This is a genomic window from Nostoc paludosum FACHB-159 (assembly GCF_014698835.1).
GTDB lineage: Bacteria > Cyanobacteriota > Cyanobacteriia > Cyanobacteriales > Nostocaceae > Nostoc > Nostoc paludosum.
In genome coordinates, this window is record NZ_JACJTU010000023.1 from 119,990 (window position 1) to 143,683 (window position 23,694).

Genomic DNA, 23,694 nt, shown 5'->3' on the forward strand with positions numbered 1-23,694 from the left:
GGGGAGAAATAACAATGCCCAATGCCCAATGCCCAATGCCCAATGCCCAATGCCCAATGCCCAATGCCCATTCCCTATTTCACAGCAAACTGTTGCAGCGTTTTTAACGCTTCCTCCACGTGACCTTTAAAGTTAAACATTGAATCAAACACGTATTGCACAACTCCCTGTTGGTCGATGACGTAAGTAACGCGGCCGGGGAATAAGCCAAAGGCCGCTGTTGCGCCATATAGCTTTCGCACTTGGTCGCCTTTGTCGGTCAATAGGGTAAAAGGTAGATTGTACTTGGCAGCAAACCGCTGGTGAGATTCGGTGGAGTCGCCACTCACACCGATAACTTCAGCACCAGCACTTTTAAAAACTTCATACTGGTCGCGAAAAGCGCAGGATTCAGCCGTACATCCGGGTGTGTCGTCTTTGGGATAAAAATATAGAACAACGGATTTTTTGCCGCGAAAATCTTGCAGGCTAACTGTTGAGCCGTTTTGAGCAGGTAGACTGAAATCAGGAGCGGTATCTCCAACTTTGACTGACATAGCAATTAGTGGTAGTTAGTTTACAAAATTTTACCTTCTATATAAGTCTATAAGTTTTCCTTGATAACCTGCATCAAGCGGGTTAGCTTAGATACTCATCAAGGACAAAATTCCGCTTATGCGCCTAACTTCACTGGATGTTTTTCGCGGCATTACGATCGCTGCGATGATTCTCGTCAATATGATGGGAGTCGCAGATGATGTTTATCCTCCCTTCGCCCATGCTGATTGGCACGGCTGTACGCCAACTGACTTAGTATTTCCTTTTTTTCTCTTCATTGTCGGTGTAGCAATGAGTTTTTCTCTGTCGAAGTACACCGAAGAGAATAAACCAACCTCATCTGTTTACTTGCGGATATTACGCCGCGCCGCCATTCTCTTTGCTTTGGGATTGCTACTAAATGGCTTTTGGAATCAAGGTGTTTGGACTTTTGATTTAAGTAGCATCCGAATTATGGGAGTGTTGCAACGTATCAGCATTACTTATCTGCTGGCTTCTTTGATAGTTCTCAACCTACCGCGCAAAGGTCAATGGATATTAGCAGCAGTGCTACTCATCGGCTACTGGCTAATAATGATGTATTTACCAGTACCCGATTATGGGGCGGGAGTTTTGACGCGGGAAGGTAATTTTGGTGCTTATGTCGATCGCTTAATTATTCCCAAAGCACATTTATATAAAGGTGATAGTTATAAATTTATGGGAGATCCAGAGGGACTTTTCAGTACTATCCCTGCGATAGTAAGTGTCCTCGCTGGCTACTTCAGCGGGCAATGGATACGCAGCCAGCCCGTACAGTCTCGCACAAGTATCGGGTTAGGATTATTTGGAGTCGGTTGTTTAATTGTTGGTTGGGCGTGGGGATGGACATTCCCCATTAATAAAAAATTGTGGACAAGTTCTTATGTAGTTTTTACAACAGGTTGGGCATTATTGTTGCTAGCAGCTTGTTATGAACTCATCGAAGTTCGGCGGATACGTCGCTGGGGTAAGCCTTTTGAAATTATGGGTTTAAATGCGATCGCTCTTTTCGTTGCGTCTGTTTTGTTAATTAAAATCTTAGTCAAAACCACTATCGGTACAGGAGAAAACGCTCCTAGTACCTACAATTGGATTTACCAGAATTTTTTCGCATCTTGGGCAGGGGCGCTTAATGGTTCTTTGTTTTTTGGCATAGTTACAGTGTTGTTGTGGTGGGCTGTTGGTGTTGTGATGTATCGCCAACGCTGGTTTTTGAAAGTGTAAGTAAAAATTTGCGATGTCTACGATGGGCTGCGCCTAAGCACTTCCAGTTTATCAAAGTGCGATCGGCTTCAAAAAACCAAACTATGTAAATAAAAATAAAATAGGTTAAAACCCTGTTTCCTTCTGCCTTTAGCATAGTTGCGTTCTGTTTTATACCAATGATAAATATTCACGCCTATTTACTTAAGTGTGCATATTTATCAGTTCAATTTGGTATCAAAGTTAGCAGATTCTAGAGAATTAGTATTAGAACTTAAGGATTGCCAGTACCGGCAGATTAATGTGAAACTATTAAAATTTTTGAAACAAAAATTTCTAAGTTTCCATTAATTTTTGATGAAATTAGGTTAAATACGCAAGATTTAGCCGTAGTGTAATATTGACGAGTTGGCGTCAATAAAAATTACTAAATAATTGGGTGCTGTTTCCATACCTTTAATTTTCAAGGGTAATGGAGACTATTTTGCGTTGCCAAAAAAATAATTAGCAATTAATAAAGTGTTGTATGGAAAGTTTTCTGCCGCGCAGTCACGCCATGCCTTCATCGAGTGCGCCCAAACTAGAAATCAACTGTTCGCCGGACTTTATACCCTGGTTACAAACGCAGTTTATTAGCTTGGCTTTCACTACCTATCAAACTAATCGGCTGTTTTTCATCGGTTGCAATGAGCAAGGACGAATAGCTGCTCACGAGCGATTGTTTGATAAACCAATGGGCATGTATGCATCAAACAACAGTATATATCTTAGCACGCGTTATCAAATTTGGCGATTTGAAAATTTACTCAAACCAGGAGAAATCTATCAACAAAGCGATCGCCTTTACATCCCTCGCACGGCATATACCACCGGTGATTTGAATGTCCATGATGTAGTGCTGGATGATTCACAAAAGATTGTATTTGTCAACACAGATTTTAGTTGCCTAGCCACCATCAGCAACAACTATAGTTTTGTTCCCCTGTGGCAACCGCCCTTTATCTCTAAGTTAGCGGCGGAAGACCGATGTCACCTCAATGGGTTAGGGTTGCGCGACGGTAAACCAAGATACGTTACAGCCTGTAGTACTACTGATACCGCCGCCGGATGGCGTAACCACAGAGTGGGCGGGGGTGTGGTGATAGATGTGCAAACCAACGATATCATCGCTACTGGTTTATCCATGCCCCACTCGCCGCGTTGGTATCAAGGCAAGCTATGGCTTTTGAATGCGGGGACGGGGGATTTTGGCTATGTGGATGATGAGAAATTTGTGCCTATTGCCTTCTGTCCTGGGTTTGTGCGGGGGTTGGCATTTTGGGAAAACTTCGCCATTGTGGGCTTGTCAAAATTGCGATCGCCTACCTTTAGCGGACTACCTTTAGAAGAACGGCTGACTACTCTGGGCAAGACTTCCCAGTGTGGGCTGATGGTCATCGATATCAACACTGGAAATACACTACATTGGCTGCACTTGGATGGGTTAGTTGAAGAATTATTTGATGTCGTAGTGCTACCAGGTGTCCGCCAACCAAAGGCTTTGGGCTTCCAGTCAGAATCAATCGAACGCCTAGTGACCTTCCCCGGTTCTGGTGGCATTGTCACCACCAAACCCACGGCGAAACGCCCCAGTGTTGGCGGTATGGCTCCCATCGCCGGATTGCCCCGCCAAATGTGGGAAGGCTCAAACACCGAAGAATCCCCCAATGCCCTATCCCCCATCCCGGATGCCCCAAAATACCAGCGCGTCTATCACCTCACACCCAGCAGCCTAGCTGATTACAATGCCTTCACCTTCCCCAGTTTGCAGCAACGCTGGCAAACCCAACCCCAACGGGGTGAATTGGCGGGCATCTCCGCATCGGTGGCGGGGGCAATGGTGGCCTTTGCCATTGCCGAAATGCTACCTCAACAAACGGCGGAATTGATATCGCTGTTTGTCGCCCCAGCATATCGGCAGCAGGGCATTGCTACTAGACTTTTGTGGTATTTAGAAAAAGCTTTGGTGGCGGAAGGTTGCCATCAGGTGAAGCTAGATTACCAGCCGACGGCCTTAACTGCCATCGCCCTGACACCTTTGTTAAAAAAACTAAGTTGGCAGCCACCGCAAACCACCAAGGACGGGAAACAGCAATGGCACAAAGTTTTAGTTTTACCCCCAGCTACTAGCCCCAAGGTGTCTTTGGTGATGACAGTTTACAACACCGAGGCTTATTTGGCAGAGGCTTTAGATTCGGTGTTGGCGCAAACCTTCAGGGATTGGGAATTAATTGTATGGGATGACGGCTCCACCGATAATTCAATTGCCATTGCTCAAGATTATGCCCAGCGAGATGTGCGGATTCGCTTCCATGCAGGCAATCGCTTGGGGCGGGGAGAAGCTTTGATTCAAGCCCATAGGCTGACACGAGGAGATTACATTGGCTGGCTTGATGCGGATGACTGCTTGGCAGCAACGGCACTACAAGAAACGGTGGAGTTTCTCGACAGCCACCCGGATTACGGCATGGTTTACACCAACTATTTAAATATAGATACCCAAGGTGAGGCACAGGGACTCGGCCACCGTTGCCAGATTCCCTACAGCCCAATGGCTTTGTTACTAGATTTTATGACCTTCCACTTTCGTTTGTTGCGGCAATCGGTGTTTGCTGCCGTCGGGGGGATTAATCCAGAATTTGCACCTGCGGAAGATTATGATTTGTGCCTGCGGGTTTCAGAAATCACTCAAATTTATCATTTGGAGCGATCGCTTTACTTTTATCGCCTCAATCCCCAAGGTCTTTGCCAGCAACAATCCTTGATTCAACAACAACATTGTGAGCGTGCCATTAACCAAGCACTGCAACGTCGGGGATTGGCTGAGTCTTTGCGGCTAATTTTCCATGAAGCAACGGGGAAGTTTCGTTTACAGCCACAAAACCAATCAGAAGCAAGTTTGATTGCCGATGTCGCCCATTCCCACTTTCACAAAGGTAAGCAATTAGTAGAACATGGGGATTTTCTGGCAGCCATTGGATGTTTCCAAGAAGCCCTGCGCTGGCGACCGGGTTATATTGCTGCTTACAATCAGTTGGGTAATGCTTTCCAGAGGTTAGGTAGGCTAGAGGAGGCTGTCGCTACCTACCAACAAATCATCCTTCTTAATCCCAAGGTTACCCAAGCACATTGTAACTTGGGAGCAATCTGGCAGATTCAGGGAAAAACAGAGGAAGCGATCGCTGCTTATCAACAAGCAATTCAACTCCAACCGGATTTTGCCGTTGCCCACCTCAACTTAGGCAGATTACACGCCAATCAGCAATCCTGGCTGGCGGCGGCAGAGTGCTTACAAGAGGCAGTACGACTGCAACCAACTGCCACCTCTTACTATGAACTGGGGAATGTATGCCAGCAACTGGGGGAAACTCAAAAAGCCATGAACTGTTGGCATCATGCCCTGAAACACCAGCCCGATTTTGCAGAAGCTTGGCACAATCTCGGCTGTTTGTGGATCATGCAGGGCGACATCACCAAAGCCCAGAACTATTTTGAGCAAGTTATTGCCCTCAAACCAGATTTTACCCTGGCACATGGCAACTTAGGTTATGTCTTGCAAGCCCAGGGACAATGGAAAGCTGCTCTCAGTAGCTACAACCGCGCCCTAGAACTTAACCCCGCAGCCACCGAGATTTTCTATCAGCGCGAATATCTGCGGTTGAGTTTGTGCGACTGGCATCACTACGAGGAACGGCTGGAAGTTTTGCAACAGCGCATCCAGCAACATTTGGCAAATCACAACACCCAGCCATTGCTACCCCTGACCATTCATAGTTTCCCCCTACCCTTGGAGTTTCATAGCGCCATTGCCCGCCACTGGTCACAGCATATCATCGGTAACATCCAGCCTTACAAACACCTCTGCGCCTTTAGCCCGCCCCCCGCACCCCATCCCAAACTGCACTTAGGCTATCTCTCGGCAGACTTCCGCCAACACGCTGTAGGCACGTTAATTCACCAGCTATTTCAATATCATGACCGTTCTGCCTTTGAAATCTATGGCTATAGTCTGGTGGATGCTCATGATGAATTTACGGAAAATATTCGTGCTGGGTGTGATGTTTTTGTCAATCTCTCTTCCATGTCATCGGCAGCTGCCGCCCAGCGCATCCACAGCGATGGCATTCACATTTTGATTGACTTAGCAGGCTATACCACCTTTAGCCGTGCAGAAATTCTTGCCCTCCAACCAGCCCCAATTCAAGTGCAATATTTAGGCTATCCCGGCACAATGGCGGCAGAATTTATTCAATACATTTTGGCAGATTCTTGGTTAATTCCCCCAGAACTAGCCGCCCATTACAGCGAAAAGATAATTGAACTGCCCCACGCCTTTGTTGCTTCTCCCCTAGCCATTGCCCACCAACCCCTGAGTCGGGATGACTTTGGCTTACCAAAAGATGCCTTTGTTTTTTGCTGCTTTAATCGCAGCGACAAATTTGACCCGGAAGTCTTTGCTTGCTGGATGCGGATTTTGCAGCAAGTACCAAATTCAGTGTTGTGGCTCATTCAAACCACCCCAGAGGTGAGGGATACCCTGCACCACATTGCCGAAAAACAGAGCATTGCCCCAGGGCGTTTGGTGTTCACTCCTTATATGCCCTTGGCAAAATACCTAGCGGCCTATCCCTTGGCAGATTTATTCCTGGACACCTTTGTTTACAACGCTGGAGCCACCGCCATTCATGCACTCTCAGCAGGACTTCCCATCATCACCCGCCCTGGTAAAGCCTTTGCTGCCCGTATGGGAGCCAGCATTTGTGCGGCGGCGGGTTTAGATTTGCTCATTTGCGACACTGTTGTTGCTTATGAACAAAAGGCGGTGCATTTAGCCACTGACCGCAAGGAATTGGCAGCAATTCGCCACCAATTGCAAGCACACCGCCACCACTTGCCCCTGTTTCAACCCCAGCAGTGGGTTACTCAGCTAGAAGCTGCCTTGCGGCAAATTTGGAAACTCCAACCGCATGTCGTTGACCATGCGTAGTCCTAAAATCGTTCATTTAAACTTCAAGGAGAAAAAACATGGCTGACCCTATCTTTTCTCGCGCTGGTGAGAACCCCTTCGGATTGACGGACGTGGGGTTTGGTGCTAGGTCTACCTTTGTCGATATTGACAAGGATGGCGACCTCGATGCCTTCGTAGGCAATAGTGGCGGTGATACCTTCTTCTACCGCAACACTGGTAGTGCCACCGCCCCCAACTTTGCCACCCCCAGCGCCAACCCCTTCGGGCTGACCAATGTTGGGCCGGGTTCTGCCGCGCCCACCTTTGTCGATATTGACAAGGATGGCGACCTCGATGCCTTTGTGGTGAATGGTGTCGGTAATACCGTGTTCTACCGCAACACTGGTAGTGCCACCGCCCCCAGCTTTGCCACCCCCAGCACCAACCCCTTCGGGCTGAGCGATGTGGGGTCAAATGCCTCCCCCAGCTTTGCCGATATCGACGGTGATGGCGACCTCGATGTGTTTTTGGGGAATAGTGCCGGGGATATCATATTCTTCCGCAACACTGGTAGTGCCGCCGCCCCCAGCTTTGCTGCTGCTACCACCAACCCCTTCGGACTGAGCAAGGTGTCAAATCTTGCCACACCCAGCTTAGTCGATATCGATGGCGATGGCGACCTTGATGCCTTTGTCGGAGACCGTAGCGGCAATACCCTGTTTTTCCGCAACACCGGGTCTGCCTCCAATCCCCAGTTTGCCACCCTCATCACCAACCCCTTTGGGCTGAGCAATGTCGGGTCTTTTTCTGCGCCCACCTTTGCCGATATCGATGGCGATGGCGACCTCGATGCCTTAGTTGGAAATACTTACGGCAATACCGTGTTATTCCGCAACAACCCGAATCGCCCACCCACCGCCAACAACGATGCCCCCAGCACCAACGAAAACACCGTCTTCAACGGCAATGTCCTCAGCAATGACAGCGACCCAGATGGTAATCCTTTGACGGTGACTGCGGTTAACGGCAGTGCTGCTAATGTCGGTACTCAAATTAACCTGGGCAATGGTAAACTTACGGTGAATGCCAACGGAACTTTTACCTTTGACCCCACCAATGGCACTGCTGCCCTGACATATGGCTACGATTACTTACCTCAAGGAACCAATGCCACCACATCCTTTGGCTACACCATCAGCGATGGCAGAGGCGGCACAGCTAATGCCACTGCCACCATCACCATTACTGGGGTAAATGACACCGCCAGCATCACAGGTATAGCCACAAGGGCAGTCACCGAAGATACAAACACCCCCAATTTAACCGCCACGGGTACATTAGCGGTGGCTGATGTGGATACTGGGGAAAACAGATTTAAGACTACAGTTACAGGCACAGGTAACCTGGGTAGTCTGACCATCACCGATACTGGAAGTTGGAATTACAGCGTTGCTAATAGTGCAGTGCAATCTCTGGGTGCAGGGGTCACCAAAACTGAAACCTTCACAGTGCAATCTTTGGATGGCACTGCTAGTCAAAACATTGTCGTCACCATTACTGGGGTAAATGATGCGGCTACCATTACAGGTACAGCCACAGCAGCAGTCACCGAAGATACAAACACCCCCAATTTAACCGCCACGGGTACATTAGCGGTGGCTGATGTGGATACTGGGGAAAACAGATTTAAGACTACAGTTACAGGCACAGGCAACCTGGGTAGTCTGACCATCACCGATACTGGAAGTTGGAATTACAGCGTTGCTAATAGTGCAGTGCAATTTTTAGGTGCAGGTGCAACTAAAACTGAAACCTTCACTGTGCAATCTGCTGATGGTACAGCCAGCGAAGATATCACCATCACCATTACCGGGGTGAATGACACCGCCAGCATCACGGGTACAGCCACAGGGGCAATCACCGAAAATGCTAGTACGCCCAACCTAACAGCAACAGGCAACCTCACCGTCAATGATGTCGATACAGGAGAGAACAAATTTAACACCACTGTTACCTCTGCCACAGGCAATTTGGGTAGTCTTAATATCACTGATACTGGCACTTGGAATTACACCATTACCAATAGTGCAGTGCAATTTTTGGGTGCAGGTGCAACTAAAACTGAAACCTTCACTGTGCAATCTGCTGATGGTACAGCCAGCCAAGATATCACCATCACCATTACCGGGGTGAATGACACCGCCAGCATCGCGGGTACAGCCACAGGGGCAGTCACCGAAGATACAAGCACCCCCAATTTAACCGCCACGGGTACATTAACGGTGGCTGATGTGGATAGTGGCGACAACACATTTAATACCAATGTCACCTCCGCTAGCGGTAACCTTGGTAGTCTGACCATTAGCGATACTGGCACTTGGAATTACAGCGTTGCTAATAGTGCCGTACAATTTTTGGGTGCAGGTGCAACTAAAACCGAAACCTTCACTGTGCAATCTGCTGATGGCACTGCTAGCCAAGATATTACCATCACCATTACCGGGGTGAATGACACCGCCAGCATCACAGGTACAACCACAGGGGCAGTTACCGAAGATACAAGCACCCCCAATTTAACTGCCACGGGTACATTAACTGTCGCTGATGTCGATACTGGCGAAAACAAATTTAACACCAGCGTTACCTCCGCTACTGGTAATCTCGGTAGCCTCACCATCACCGAGACTGGCACTTGGAATTACACTGTTGCTAACAGTGCGGTGCAATTTCTGGGTGCAGGTGCAACTAAAACTGAAACCTTCACAGTGCAATCTGTTGACGGTACTGCCAAAGATATCGTCATCACAATTACCGGGGTGAATGATGTGGCTACCATCACAGGTACAGCCACAGGTGCAGTCACCGAAGATGCTAGCACACCCAATTTAACTGCCACGGGTGCATTAACTGTCGCTGATGTCGATACTGGCAAAAACAAATTTAACACCAGCGTTACCTCCGCTACTGGTAATCTCGGTAGCCTCACCATCACCGAGACTGGAAGTTGGAATTACACTGTTGCTAACAGTGCGGTGCAATCTCTGGGTGCAGGAGCAACTAAAACCGAAACCTTCACTGTACAATCTGTTGACGGCACTGCCAACCAAGATATCACCGTCACTATCAACGGCGTCAACGATAACCCAGTTGCAGGCACAGACTCTTTAGTTGCTACCCAACTCATCCCCACCACCATTGCTGTGAGTACCTTACTTGCTAACGATAGCGATGTCGATACTGGGGATAGCTTGAAGATTACTGGCATCAGTAACGTTGTCGGCGGTGGCGCAGTTTTGTTCAATAATTTCACCCCTGGCAATTCGGCTGATGATTTCATCGTCTTTTTACCTACCCAAAGTGGTACGGGTAGTTTCAAATACACTTTGAATGACAATAATAGCGGTACAACTACAGGTACTGTCAACCTACTCATTGGTTCTACCAAACTCGGTGGTAATGGTAAAGACACCCTCACAGGCAATGATGGCCCTGACTTGCTCGATGGCGGCAATGGCAATGATACCCTCAATGGCGGTAAAGGTAATGATATTCTCATCGGTGGCAATGGTGATGACCTGCTGGTTGGCGGTGCGGTTGCTGATACCCTGACTGGTGGTGCTGGTGCTGATATTTTCCGCTTTGCTTTGACTGATTCGCTGCTGAGTAATTTTGACCGGATTATCAATTTGCAAATTGGCACGGATTTCATTGACGGCCCCAATACTGTCAGCGCTAATAATCTCAAGGAACTGGGGGCGGTGAGTAGTCTTTCTGGTGCTGGTTTGGGGACATTGTTGACGGGTATCAACTTTGCTGCCAATGGCGCTGCTAGCTTTAGCTTTGGTAGCCGCACTTTCCTGGCACTGAATAATGGCACGGCTGGTTTCCAAGAAAACAGCGATGCGGTGATTGAGATTACTGGCTTTAGCGGTAGTTTGAATAATTTGGCTATTGTTTAACTCAAATCAGGGCGATCGCACTTCAAGTTTCCCTCAAGTGCGATCGCGCTATATTGAAGAATTTGGTGCGTTACACTTTCCTTTATTGATATATTACTAAACCATATCGTCGCAAGTGAAAAAGATTTAGCAGATTATTCCGATCAATTTTTGCGTGGTATAGCTTATAAATTTGGTCACAATAGCGACGAATATTACAAGGCTGGAGGAATTCGGAAAAGCCAACGCAAGCGTCCTGTACGTCAAAGCGCGGTTTTGCCTACAATTGAGTCGTAGGAGCACAATATATTGTGCCCCTATCACTTCAAGTTAACCTACGTCATCATGGGCGAAACGGTTAAACAGGAAGTCTAGCGCATAGTTACGCAGTTGATAATATTGTGGATCTTCCATGATGCGGGCGCGATCGCGGGGACGCGAAAAAGGAATTTCCATGACTTCGCCAATCTTTGCATGAGGCCCATTAGTCATCATCACCAATTTGTCTGCTAAAAATAACGCTTCGTCGATGTCGTGGGTAATCATCAACACTGTGCAGCGGTTTTCATTCCAAATTTTCAGCAGTTCTTCTTGTAACTCTTCTTTGGTGATGGCATCCAGCGCCCCGAAAGGTTCGTCTAAAATTAAGACTTTGGGACGAATTGCTAAAGCGCGGGCGATGGAAACTCTTTGTCTCATACCACCGGACATTTGCATTGGTTTCTTTTCCATCGCGTCAGCCAGTCCCACCATTGCTAAATGATCGCGGACGATCGCTCTTTTTTCAGCTTGTGGTTTATTAGGATAAACGGCGTTAACAGCTAAGTAAATATTGTCAAAAGCAGTCCGCCAGGGTAGCAAGGCGTAGTTTTGGAAGACAACCATTCTATCCGGACCTGGTTTGGTAATGGGCTGTCCTTCTAGTAATACTTGCCCGGAGGTGGGAAAGTTAAAACCGGATACCATATTTAATAGCGTGGATTTACCGCAGCCAGAGTGACCGATGACACAAATAAACTCGCCTTGTTCGACGTTGAGGTTAACACCATCGAGTACGGTGAAGGGGCCTTTTTTGGTGGGATAGACTTTGGTAACGTCTTTGATTTCTAGGAAGGGACGGCGGGTAGTGGCTGTATTTTGTAGTGGCTTGAGGTCGGTAATTGTTGAGTTGCGGTTTTGCATAGTGATTTGGTGATTGGGTACTGGGGACTGGTGATTGGGGATTGGGGACTGGGGACTCTTCGCGGCGAACTGTTAAAGTTCAGAGGTTCATTAATGGAGTTGAAAGGCCAATAGGTTCAGTTAAGCTTTTTTCTCCCCCTGCCTTCTGCCTTCTGCCTCCTGCCTCTTGCCTTCTATGAAGCGAGTTTTCTTCTGGGGGCATCAAGAATGACTTCGGCAACTGAGAAATCGCGTTTAATTTTCAAGCTGTTGAGATAGGCAATTGGGTCGTCGGCGTTAAAGGGAGTACCATCGAACAGTTGGATGGGTTGGCGAATGTAGCTAATATCTAAGCCTAATTCCCGTGCGGCGGTACTGAAAACGCGCACTCGACAGACGCGTTCGACAACTTCCACCCAATTTCTGGGGAAGGGAGTGTCACCCCAACGCGCTAATTGACTCATAATCCAAATTTGTTCGGTGCGACTGGGGCGGTTGATGGCAGACTCGGAATAAAACTGGTGGTGGGCATAGTCTCGCAGGGGATGGTTGATGTCGCAGGTGAGGCTATCTGGATCTTCGAGTTGGATGTATTCTAGATCGGTGCTGACATACTCTCGCCCTGCTAAAATTTGCCTAATTTCTTCGGCATTGTTGGGATTTGCACAGTATTGACAAGCTTCTAGCAACGCTTTGGTTAAGGCGATGTGGGTATTGGGATAAGTTTCTGCCCACTCTTCCCGCACTCCCAGAACTTTACCGGGGTGTCCTAGCCAAACTTCTAAGTCTGTGGCGATGGTAAAGCCGACATTTTCGGCGGCGGCGCGGTAGTTCCAAGGTTCGCCGACGCAGTAACCATCAATGCTGCCGGCTTGCAAGTCGGCTACCATCTGGGCTGGGGGAATGGTCTTCATGTCTACATCGCCGTCGGGGTCTATTCCACCAGCGGCTAGCCAGTAACGCAGGAGTAAGTTGTGCATTGATGCGGGATGCACTACTCCCATTGTGTGTCTTTGTTCGCGGGTACTCAGCAGATATCTCTTGAAGTCTGATAAGCTTTGCACGCCTTGGTCGTAAAAGCGTTTTGCTAAGGTAATGGCGTTACCGTTGCGAGTCATGGTGAGGGCAGTGACAACGGGGAAAGGTTGGTTGTTGTGTCCTCCCAAAGTTAACCACATCGGCATCCCGGAAGGCATTTGCGCTGCGTCTAAATAACCGCCGGTCATGCCATCAACGATACCCCGCCAGCTACTTTCGCGCACGAGGTGAACTTCATCTAAACCATGCTTGACGAAGAAGCCTTTTTCTTTGGCAACTGCTAAGGGGGCGCAAGCGGTGAGGGGTAAAAAGCCGATTTCTAAGTTAACTTTTTCTAAGCCGTGACGGGAAATGTCGGCAGTTTTTCTGGCGCGAATTTTCTTAATGCGTTTTTGTTGGTTGAGGAAGTAAATCATTTCACTCCGCAAGCTGTAGTAGCTGGGATGTTCTACAACTTCCATGCGCTTGCGGGGTCTAGGAATATCTACTTCTAGAATGTCACCAATTTTCGATTCGGGGCCGTTGGTGAGCATGACAATTCTGTCAGATAATAGCACCGCTTCGTCTACATCATGGGTAACCATGACAGCGGTAACTTCATTTTCTTCGCAAATTTGCATCAGTTGTTCTTGCAAATTACCGCGAGTGAGTGCATCTAAAGCGCCGAAGGGTTCATCTAATAATAGTAACTTGGGGCGAATCGCTAAAGCGCGGGCGATCGCTACACGTTGCTTTTGTCCCCCAGATAACATTCCCGGCTGTTTGTCGGCGTGGGGACGCAAGCCCACCATGTCTATGTGTTTTTCGATAATGGCGTTGCGTTCGGCTGCGGGTACGCCTTTCATTACTGAGTCTACCGCTAGGGCAATATTTTCTCTAACTGTCCGCCAAGGTAATAGCGAATAGTTTTGAAAAACCACCATTCTATCGGGGCCTGGTTGGCTGATTCTTTGCCCTTCTAGGGTGACAATACCTTCGCTAGGCAAATCCAAGCCTGCAATCATATTTAATAATGTAGATTTGCCGCAACCGGAGTGACCAATTAAAGAAACAAATTCTCCTTTCTTAATTTCCAGGTCAATTCCTTTGAGGGCAATATATTTACCACCGCCGGTTAATTCAAAAACTTTATCAATGCGATCGACAGCAACAAATGTAGACATGGCAGTTTCAAAATTTGTAATTTGCTCAGAAAATTTAGAACAGATAAAAAAGTAAACACCAGAAAGAATGCAGCTTTTCAATAATTACGAATTACGAATTACGAATTAATAATAGCTGCCGGATTTACGATATTCTAAGGCGGTTAAGCCATCGGTTTCTAGGACTTGACCTTTATCGACTACGGCATAAATTAACCATCTGTCACCACATTTGATTTGATTTTGTACCGTGCATTCTAAATAGGACAAGGCTTCGGTGAGAATTAGGCAACCATTGTCAGCAGTTTGTGTGGAGAGATTGACAAAGGGATTGTTTCCTAAAACACTATTGCGGGAAAAATAGCGGCGGACATTTCTACCTTCTTTAAGAATATTTAATACAAATTTATCACCAGGATGACACATTAAATCAGCGTTTTGTTCTTCAGCAATAGCAACCATAATTCCTGGTGGATTAAAAGTTGCTTGAGAAACCCAAGAAGTTAAAACTCCTTTGTGGCTTTCTCCATCGCGAGTTGTTAAAACGCACAAGGAACCGATGATCCGACCTACTGCTTGTTCGGTACGATCTACTTGGGTTTCTGTGACGACTTGACGCGCAGTCCGCAATTTTTTTGTTTTCTTCAAGTTTTGGGCAAAGGAAGCGCCTGCTTCTTTGCACTGTTGAAAAATTTCATCTGTGGGTGTAAAGCGGACTCGGATTGTTTCAAATCCTAAAAGATAATTGGCATCTTTGAGTTTACTTTCAAGTAAATCAATTGCCTCTCCACTCCAGCCGAATGAACCAAATACTCCGGCTAATTTTGTTTTGGCTGCTGTGGCTAGAACTATTCCTAAAGCTGTTTGAATTTGGGTTGGTGCATGACCGCCTAATGTGGGCGAACCAATAATAAAGCCGTCGCAAGCTTCAACAACGCGGGTAATTTCTGCTGGTTCAGCTAGTTCGCAATTAATCGACTCTACATTGACTCCATTTTCAATTAAACCTTGAGCGATCGCATTAGCTACAATTGCCGTATTTCCGTAAGCAGAGGCATAAAGTAAAGCAACACTTAATTCTTGTAATTTTTGTTTTTGACACCATTGCCGATAATCAAAAGTAAACCGACTTAAACTGTAACGAACAACAGGCCCGTGAGCAGGAGCATAACATTTTGCCGGGAAAATTGAAAGCTTTTCTAAAGCAACTTCGACTTGTTTTGCTTGGGGTGCGTGGAGACAATCAAAATAGTAATGACGTTCTGCATCTAAACGTTTCCAGTCTTCATCGAAGAGGGTATCTTCACAAATATGAGCGCCAAAAAATTTGTCTGTATAAAGAATTTTGGTAGCAGAATCATAAGTACACAATCCATCTGCCCAGCGAGGAGTCGGTACAGTAATAAATGTGAGATTATGCCCTTGCCCTAAATCTAAAGTATCCTCTGAACGCACAGCTTGAATGCGCGATTCCCATTCTGGAAAAGCAGTTTTCAAAGCATTAGCAGCAGGGCGAGAACAAATTAAAGTAGCTTGATTAGCTTGAGAAAATAATACTTGTAAAGTGGCTCTGCGGTTGGGGTTAACATGACCGAGAACAATGTAATCTAAGGTAGCGAAATCTAAATATTGTGCTAATTCTTGAAGATAAATTTCCGTAAAGGATTCGCCAGGAGGATCGATTAAAGCTTTTTTATCAGCTTGAATGAGATAAGAATTTGCCGTAGTTCCCCGTTGGCGGGAATACTCAACTTCAAATTTTAGTCTTTCCCAAGTCCGCGATCGCAAAACCAGCGTGTCTTTAGCAATTTCAGCAACCTGTACATCTCTCGGACGACTGGTAATCAAAGTATTAGCAGACATAGTAACCTCTCTGTGAGAATTGGTTATTGGGCATTGGGCATGGGGCATTGGATATGGGCTATTGGTTATTAGAAATCTCCCCATCTCCTTATCTCCCCATCACCCCATCTGCCCTTTCTAATTGCCGTTGGTTTCAACTAATTCAGATTTGGTTCGATTTTTATAGCGTTTAGATATTGCTTGTTCGGGGTCGATGCCATCAAAGGTAGGAGGTAGCCAAACTCGAACAACTAGTATTACTCCTAAAACCAATAAGAAGGCACAAGTGGCTAAAATTTGACTCCAATTAGTTTCTAAAACTCCTTTAACAATGACTTCTCGCAAGGCAGAAACAATGGAGACTTCGACGGCTACGCCAATAGATATTCGTTGTTCTTGTAAGTAAATAATCAGCAGTCGAAATAACTCAACTAAGATGAGCAAAAAGAGAATATCGGCAGTAACAACATGAAAATCCAGTGGGGGAAGCAGGGAGAAAAACATATCTCTCACCTGAATTACCATGAAGCAAAATAAACCGAGACACAGAGAAACGACAATCAAATCTTGAATAAATTCCAAGCTTTTGACGATGCGTTTCCGATGGATTTCATAGGTGAGAATTGGGCTATCTTGAGCAGGTTTATACATAGCTTTGTGTGTGGGGAGTGGGGGGATGAGGAGATGGGGAGATGAGGGAGTGAGAGAAAAATAACTACAGACTCTTGCCTATTGCCTATTGTCTGTTCCCTTTCTTAGTAATGATTGCCAATTTTGCGGTGATGGACGGCAGTGAATCCGTTGATTTTGGCGACTCGGCCGGTTTGGACGGTGCTATAAATCACCCAATGGTCGCCACAGTCCATACGGCTGGTGATTTCACATTCGAGATAAGCTAAAGCTTCAGCTAAAATGGGGGATTCGTTGGTTGCAGCAGGATATGTTTTGATGCCGGCAAAGCGGTCTGCACCGGGAGCAAAACGCTTGAGGAAATGTTTCATTAATCCTTGATATCTGCCTTCTTCTAAAATGTTTAGAACAAAGCGATCGCCAACGTGCATTAATGTTTCTATTGCCCTATCTTTAGCTACGGCTATCGCTACACCTAAAGGATTCAAACTTGCTTGCGTTACCCAAGAAGCTAGCATTGCACTTTGAACTTCGCCTTTTTTGGCGGTGATAATATACAGTCCCGTGCTAATTCGCCCCAAGGATTTCTCTAATTCGTTATCAATAGATTTAATTTGTTTGATTGTGCGATCGCGAGTTAACCATTGACCCATATCTGTCCCCGCTTCATCACACAATTGTTCTATTACTTGTGTGGGAGCCTCTTTAACTAAAATTGGGCTAAAGGCTTCAATTAATCCTAGTTCTTGAAACTTATTTCGTAATGGATAAACAGGTTCATCTTCTCCTCCTCCCGACTCTACTAAACCAATTGCTTGTTTATTATGAGCAGCCGCTAATATAGTTTTGAAAGCTGCCTGAAGAACATCTGATGATTGGGGAGGCATTGCAATAACTAAACCAGCGGCTTGGTCAACTAATTCTCTAACTTCTTGAGGCTCGGCATTATTCAAAGCTACTAATTCTACCGCTACACCTGTCTTGGCAATTCCATGTGCGATCGCCCTTACTAAATGCTCGCTATGCCCGTAATCTTCAACATAAAATAAAGCTACTAATGTCTCTGTTTTAGCTTGTTCTGAACTCCAATTTTGATAGCGCCCCAGCCATTCGGAAATATACTCTTTTAGTAAAGGCCCGTGTCCTGTAGCAACTGTTTTGATTTCTAATTTTTCAATTCTTTTTAAAGCCGCCAATACAGACCGAGCATTAGGAGCCATCAAGCAATCATAGTAATATTTAAAATCTTCTTCGATGATGTCCAGATTTTCATCATAAGTATGGTCATCACAGTAGTGCATTCCAAACACATCACAGGTGTAAAGAGTGCCTGTTTTGTGGTCATAAGTCAAGATTGTATCTGGCCAGTGTAAATTAGGAGCCGAAATAAATTCTAATTGATGTCCGTTACCTAAATCTAAGAATTCCCCACTTTTTACCAGCTTTGATTTAAAAGGCTGGTGAATCATATTTTCTAGAAATTGAATCGCTATCTTCGCAGCAACAACGGTAACATCAGGAGCGAGTTGTAAAATATTTTTTACTAAGCCACTATGGTCTGGTTCTGTGTGGCTAATAATCAAGTAATCTATCTTCGTTGGGTCAATTAACCCTGTTAATATGTCTAGATATAACTCCTCAAATTTGCTGTGAGAAGTATCAACTAAAGCTACTTTTTCTCCTTGAATTAAGAAAGAATTATAGGTCGTGCCATTACGTAAACCAAACTCGATATCAAAACGTTCTCTATCCCAATCAAGACAACGAATAGCAGTTGTTTCAGCAGCGATTTCAACAGTTTCAATTGTTAAAAGTCCGGTGTTGGGAATAACTTGAATAGGCTGTGTGAGTGCGACCATTGGGTTTCTCCTATCAAGAGATTATCTAGAGCAAGTGTGCTTATTTCTTATATTTACTTGAAACTTGTGATTAGTAAAATGCCAATTTCTAAAGCTAACTATCAAAAAAAGTTATTGTTATTGTCTCTATATTTACTATTGAAATAAGTCAATGATTATCATTAATTTGATGATAAAGATTGAATTTATGAAAGAAAAATACGCTTAGGTTGCTGATATTTAGCTTGAGGATATTTCTCTAACTTCCTTTAAAAATGGGGCTTACAGCAGTTTTCATCTATTTGAACCACATCTGTCGTAGGGGCGTAAGGCCTTGCGCCCCTACTGCGTGGTTTATTTATCTGAAAATTGGTGTAATTCCCTTCCTTTTAAAGAAACTTAGTGAGAATCAAGCTTTAACCCAAGCGTATTAGTTTAAGGAGGAGTGACAAGTTTACAGAGGATACCTCGTGTCAAAACTGCTTGAGTTGCAAATTCAGAATTCTGAATTCTGCTGTCTTATTACTTCTGTTCTGCTGGTAAAATCTTGTTTTGCAGCCAAGCCATTGCTTTATCTAGGAGTAAGCCAACGACACCGATATAAACTAGAGCCAAAATTACTTCGCTGACGTTGTTATTTTGATACGCATCCCAGATAAAGAAGCCAATTCCCACAATACCGGACATGACGATTTCAGCAGCGATAATCGCTAACCAAGCTAAACCGATCGCAATTCTCAAACCTGTGAAAATATAAGGTAAAGCCGCAGGAATCAAAATGTTAGTAAAGTATTCTTTGCGGCTAAGTTGTAAAACTTTGGCGACGTTGTTGTAATCTTGGGGAATTTGAGTCACACCCACAGCAGTGTTAATTAAAATCGGCCAAATTGCAGTAATGAAAATTACGAATAATGCTGCGGGTTCATTTTGTCGTAAAGCTGCTAGAGAAATTGGCACCCAAGCTAGAGGTGGTACTGTCCGCAGTAATTGGAAGATGGGATCTAAAGCTTTGGACATGGTTTTATTAACACCAATTAGAACGCCCAAAGCAATACCCACAACTGCCGCCAAACTATAACTAATAGCGACTCGTTGCAGACTTGCTAAAATTTGCCAAAACAAACCTTTATCGATGCCGCCTCGGTCATAGAATGGCCAGAAAATGAGTATCCAAGTGTCTTGTATAACCTGTATTGGCCCTGGTAATGTTGCGCCGGGAGTCCAAGCAAATAATTGCCACAGAACGAGAAAAATAATGATGGCAATAATTGGTGGTACAAGGTCAGGAAATTGCTTTTGCAGACGAGATATAAAACCATTATTAAGTCTAGGGGTTGCAGGGCGCTTTTGGGCTAGTGTCATAATTGGCGTTCTCCTCAAATTTTTTGTTGTTAGTCATTAGTCACTACTTATTGGTCATTAGTCATTGGTCATTCTCTCTTAATACCCAATGCCCCATGCCCAATTAAATATTTACCTTCTTGATTTTCAAACTCTTGAGATATTCTTCTGGCTTTTCGGGGTCGAATTTGATGCCATCAAAAAACTCTTCGACACCACGGGATGTATTTGTGGGAATGTCAGCAACAGCAATACCAGCTTCTTTAGCTGCTTCTTTCCAAATATCTTCGCGGTTGACTTTATTAATTAGTTCTTTAGCTTTAGCAGCATTATTGGCAACGTAATCTTTTGGTAAAAATCCCCAACGAACGTTTTCCACTATGAACCATAAATCGTGGCTCTTGTAGGGATAAGAAACACTACCTTTTTCATCTTTCCAGTAGTAAGCTGCCATTGATTTATCATCAATTTTGCGACCATCACCCATGTCATATTTACCTTGGTATGGATCTGCAAGAATCTCAGGCGAGGAAAGATTAAAATAATTTCGTCCAGCAAGAATTTCAGCTGCTTCTTTGCGGTTGTCAAAATTATCTAACCATTGTTGGGCTTCCATAATGCCTTTTAAAATTGCTTTAGTTGCCTTGGGGTTTTTATCAACCCAGTCGGCTCTCATGGCAACATATTCTTCAGGGTGATTCTTCCAAATTTCTGCTGTCAAGGCTGCTAAGTAGCCGATTTTGTCTTGAACAAGGCGATAAGGCCAGGGGTCACCTGTACTAAAGGCGTCCATCGTTCCTGTTTTCATGTTGGCAACGGTTTGTGCTGCTGGTACTGTGAGCAATTTCACATCTGCATCTGGGTCTAAACCGCCTGCTGCTAACCAGTAGCGAATCCACAAATCTTGGTTAACGTGGGGAAAGGTGAAGGCTGCGGTGAAGGGTGTTGAAGATTTGAGTTCGGTGAAGAGGGATTTCGCGCTAGCCAATTGTAGGCTGATACCTTTGCCTTGGTGCTTGTTGGCGATCGCAATTCCATTTCCATGTGTGATTAATTGACATAATACATACATGGGGATTTTTTGATTGCCTTTGGTAATTAAACCTTCTGTAATTAAATGTGGCATTGGCATCTGCCATTGACCGCCATCAATACCACCACCGGCAGAACCAATTTCTACGTTATCTCTAGCCGCACCCCAAGAAGCTTGTTTAGAAAGGTCAACTTTAGTCATGCCATATTTGGCAAAAAAGCCTTTTTCTTTGGCAATAATTAAAGGAGCCGCTTCTACAATCGGAATATATCCTAGTTTGACTGTAGTAGTTTCTGGTGTTTGTTCGGGACTAATATTAGCAACTGACTGAGCATTTGGTTGTGCTTGAGTGCCTTCACCAGTCAGGTTTTCAGGTGGATTACCCAAACAACCTTTGAGAAATACCGCACTCGCAGATGCTCCAGCTGTGAAGATGAATTTGCGCCGAGAAATTCCATTAAAAAATTCTGTCATAATATCCCCTGGAATCTAAATTTTATTTTTATAGCCATCACAATTGAAGCAAGAACAATGTTATGTTTCTTGCAATTTAATGACCAATCAAGCTATATTTTGCAAGGCAAATACAGCCATTTTTCAATGGCTATTGCTACTGCCTAAAACAAAATTTCAATGAATTGATTAAATCTGCTCTGGTGTGACGCAGAAGTGTTATTCACCTGGTTGAAATAAGTTTACAGCCTTTGAAGGCAAATTAGTTAACTACTTATCGCCATTTATTAAATAAATATTAGATTGGAACTATAAGAAAAAGTTTATCTATCTGTCTAGACTGTAGTAGTAATTCTTAATATATAAAGTCTGATTTATGAACACTATTATATTGAGACTATCGTTTACTTTTTTTTGTGATTATCAGGCAAAATCAATAAAAAAACGTGAATTTGATGTATGTGATTTTGACCTCACCCCCAGTCCCTCTCCTCCAAGACTTGTGTGTACACCGTAGCCTCGAACCAGAGGGAGGCTGGGTGGGTGAGGTTTGTCAAATGCACGTTAAAAAAGGTGCGTTGGCCTTTGGGATAACGCATCTTACTAAAACTGAATCGGCGTTGCATAAATTCGGGATGAATTAAGATTTTTGACGAAGGCTAAAGGTAGATTCTTTGCGCCTTTGCGCCTTTGCGTGAGGTAAAAATCATCCCTAGATTCAGCAATGCCACTGAATCTTGTATTCTTCAAGTCGTGTATTCTGCGTTAATCCTCACGTAGTCATAGCTCAAATCACAACCCCAAGCTTTACCCGTACCATGACCATTGCCAACGCTGACGGAAATTAATACTGTATCCTCTTCGAGATAAGCACCCTTAGCTGCTTGTTTCAAATAGGCGCTGGCTGCTGCACGATCGAATGGTAATGGTTGCCCATTTTCTAACATTAAGAAATTGCCTAACTTAATTTGCAGATTTTCTAGCTCAAAGGGCACACCTGCGCGTCCAGCGGCGGCGGCGATACGCCCCCAGTTAGGGTCACGTCCGAAGATTGCAGATTTAACTAAAGAAGAACCTGCGATGGTTTTGGCTATTTGTCTGGCTGAGAGTTCATCTTGGCCGCCAGTCACTTCCACTTCTATGAGGCAGGTTGCACCTTCACCATCACGAGCGATCGCTTTGGCTAAATGCTGGCAAACTGCTGTTAACATTGCTTCTAATCTCTCTGACTCTGCACCCACTTCCGTAATTGCTGGGGTGCGAGATTGACCGTTTGCCAGGGCAATTAAGCTGTCGTTAGTACTCGTGTCACCATCCACGGTAATGGAATTAAAGCTTCTATCAGCTGCCCTAACTAACATTTGCTGCCAAAGGGCTGGCGAAACAGCTGCATCGCAAGTCACAAATGCCAACATGGTTGCCATGTTGGGGTGAATCATACCCGAACCTTTGGCAATACCGCCAATTCGCACGGGGCGATCGCCTATAGTTGTCTCTAAGGCAATGGATTTTGTGACTAAATCTGTAGTGATAATCGCACCTGCGGCGGCATCTGAGCCTGTTTCTGATAGTGCTGCTACTAGCTTGGGAATCCCACTTCGCAAAGCATCCATCTTAATACGTTGACCAATCACCCCAGTAGACGCCAACAACACCGATTCAGAAGGAATGTTCAGTGCTTGAGCTATTGCCATCCCAGATTCTAAGGCATCAATCCAGCCTTGATTTCCTGTAGCGGCATTTGCTTGTCCGGCATTGCAAAGGATAGCACGAGCGCTATGTTTAGCTTGCAAGCGTTGGCGACAATATTCCACACAAGCAGCTTTCACCTGGCTAGTGGTAAATACACCAGCTGCGATCGCTTCCACATCTGAATATATTAAAGCTAAATCCGGCAACCCCGAAGGCTTCAGCCCTGCGGTAATTCCCGCCGCTTGATACCCCCTTGGTGCTGTGATGCCACCTGTTATTTTTTGCCAATCTGCCATGATTGTCCCCCACAACCTGCTAAGTGCTGAGTGCGGAGTACGGAGTGTTGATTGTTGACGGTTGACGGTTGACTTAGGAGTTACGAATTGTGCCTTTTCTTTGCCCCTTATCTCCCCACTCCGTACAGACAAGGGTTAATTGCGTCTCTACCCACTCCCCACTCCCTACTCCCTAATTGCTTTTATTATGAGTTTATTTGCTGATGGCAATAAATAATAATGCACCACTTGGCCCTTAGCATAATTATTTTTACGTTTCTTATGACGAAATTAAAATGCGAAAAAGGAGAGCTACTTAAGTCGCTCTCCAGATCATCAGGGTGCATCTACATACCAGAGCATACCATTTTTGGTATGAGGGTTGTCACCAGTTTTATTATGAAGATTCTGTAAAGAAGCACCGGGAAAATACTTAGGTAATGGGCATGGGGCATGGGGAGGTGTGGGAGGTGTGGGAGGTGTGGGAGGTGTGGGAGGTGTGGGAGGTGTGGGAGGTGTGGGAGGTGTGGGAGGTGTGGGAGGTGTGGGAGGTGTGGGAGGTG

Annotated in this window: 12 protein-coding genes; 3 read left to right on the forward strand and 9 right to left on the reverse strand. The window is 45.2% G+C overall.

All coding sequences use genetic code 11. The features are described from left to right. Positions 1-74: 74 nt before the first annotated feature. A complete protein-coding gene (locus H6H03_RS22750) occupies positions 75-536 on the reverse strand; it encodes a peroxiredoxin (protein ID WP_190957339.1) in 462 nt (153 codons plus the stop codon). A gap of 118 nt (positions 537-654) precedes the next feature. Here H6H03_RS22750 and H6H03_RS22755 point away from each other — a divergent pair, with 118 nt between their 5' ends. The 3 genes from H6H03_RS22755 (at position 655) to H6H03_RS22780 (ending at position 10,707) form a co-directional block, all read left to right on the forward strand. Beyond that, positions 655-1,782: an acyltransferase family protein gene (locus tag H6H03_RS22755; RefSeq protein ID WP_190957340.1), complete on the forward strand. Its 1,128-nt coding sequence runs from the start codon at positions 655-657 to the stop codon at positions 1,780-1,782. A gap of 505 nt (positions 1,783-2,287) precedes the next feature. Continuing rightward, on the forward strand, positions 2,288-6,787 hold the full coding sequence (locus H6H03_RS40465) for a TIGR03032 family protein (RefSeq protein ID WP_242057910.1): 4,500 nt from the start codon (positions 2,288-2,290) through the stop codon (positions 6,785-6,787). 38 nt (positions 6,788-6,825) lie between these two features. Then, positions 6,826-10,707 (forward strand): beta strand repeat-containing protein, encoded by a 3,882-nt coding sequence (locus H6H03_RS22780; protein ID WP_190957341.1) that lies wholly within the window; start codon positions 6,826-6,828, stop codon positions 10,705-10,707. Between the two features lie 309 nt (positions 10,708-11,016). Here H6H03_RS22780 and H6H03_RS22785 read toward each other — a convergent pair whose 3' ends face one another. The 8 genes from H6H03_RS22785 to argJ all read right to left on the reverse strand — a co-directional run bounded on the left by H6H03_RS22785 (position 11,017) and on the right by argJ (position 23,152). After that, complete coding sequence (locus H6H03_RS22785) at positions 11,017-11,868, reverse strand: nitrate ABC transporter ATP-binding protein (protein WP_190957342.1); 852 nt, start codon at positions 11,866-11,868, stop codon at positions 11,017-11,019. Positions 11,869-12,041: 173 nt separating this feature from the next. After that, positions 12,042-14,048: an ABC transporter ATP-binding/substrate-binding protein gene (locus H6H03_RS22790; protein ID WP_190957343.1), complete on the reverse strand. Its 2,007-nt coding sequence runs from the start codon at positions 14,046-14,048 to the stop codon at positions 12,042-12,044. A 105-nt stretch (positions 14,049-14,153) separates the two neighbouring features. Next, complete coding sequence (locus tag H6H03_RS22795; protein WP_190957356.1) at positions 14,154-15,890, reverse strand: diflavin flavoprotein; 1,737 nt, start codon at positions 15,888-15,890, stop codon at positions 14,154-14,156. Between the two features lie 117 nt (positions 15,891-16,007). Continuing rightward, positions 16,008-16,520, reverse strand: coding sequence for a phosphate-starvation-inducible PsiE family protein (locus H6H03_RS22800; protein ID WP_190957344.1), 513 nt, complete (start codon positions 16,518-16,520; stop codon positions 16,008-16,010). A 104-nt stretch (positions 16,521-16,624) separates the two neighbouring features. Beyond that, positions 16,625-18,358, reverse strand: coding sequence for a diflavin flavoprotein (locus tag H6H03_RS22805; RefSeq protein ID WP_190957345.1), 1,734 nt, complete (start codon positions 18,356-18,358; stop codon positions 16,625-16,627). 501 nt (positions 18,359-18,859) lie between these two features. Then, positions 18,860-19,699, reverse strand: a complete 840-nt coding sequence (gene ntrB, locus H6H03_RS22810) for a nitrate ABC transporter permease (protein WP_190957346.1) — start codon at positions 19,697-19,699, stop codon at positions 18,860-18,862. Positions 19,700-19,802: 103 nt separating this feature from the next. Further along, complete coding sequence (locus tag H6H03_RS22815) at positions 19,803-21,185, reverse strand: CmpA/NrtA family ABC transporter substrate-binding protein (RefSeq protein WP_190957347.1); 1,383 nt, start codon at positions 21,183-21,185, stop codon at positions 19,803-19,805. Positions 21,186-21,910: 725 nt separating this feature from the next. Further along, positions 21,911-23,152, reverse strand: a complete 1,242-nt coding sequence (argJ, locus tag H6H03_RS22820; protein ID WP_190957348.1) for a bifunctional ornithine acetyltransferase/N-acetylglutamate synthase — start codon at positions 23,150-23,152, stop codon at positions 21,911-21,913. Positions 23,153-23,694 lie beyond the last annotated feature (542 nt).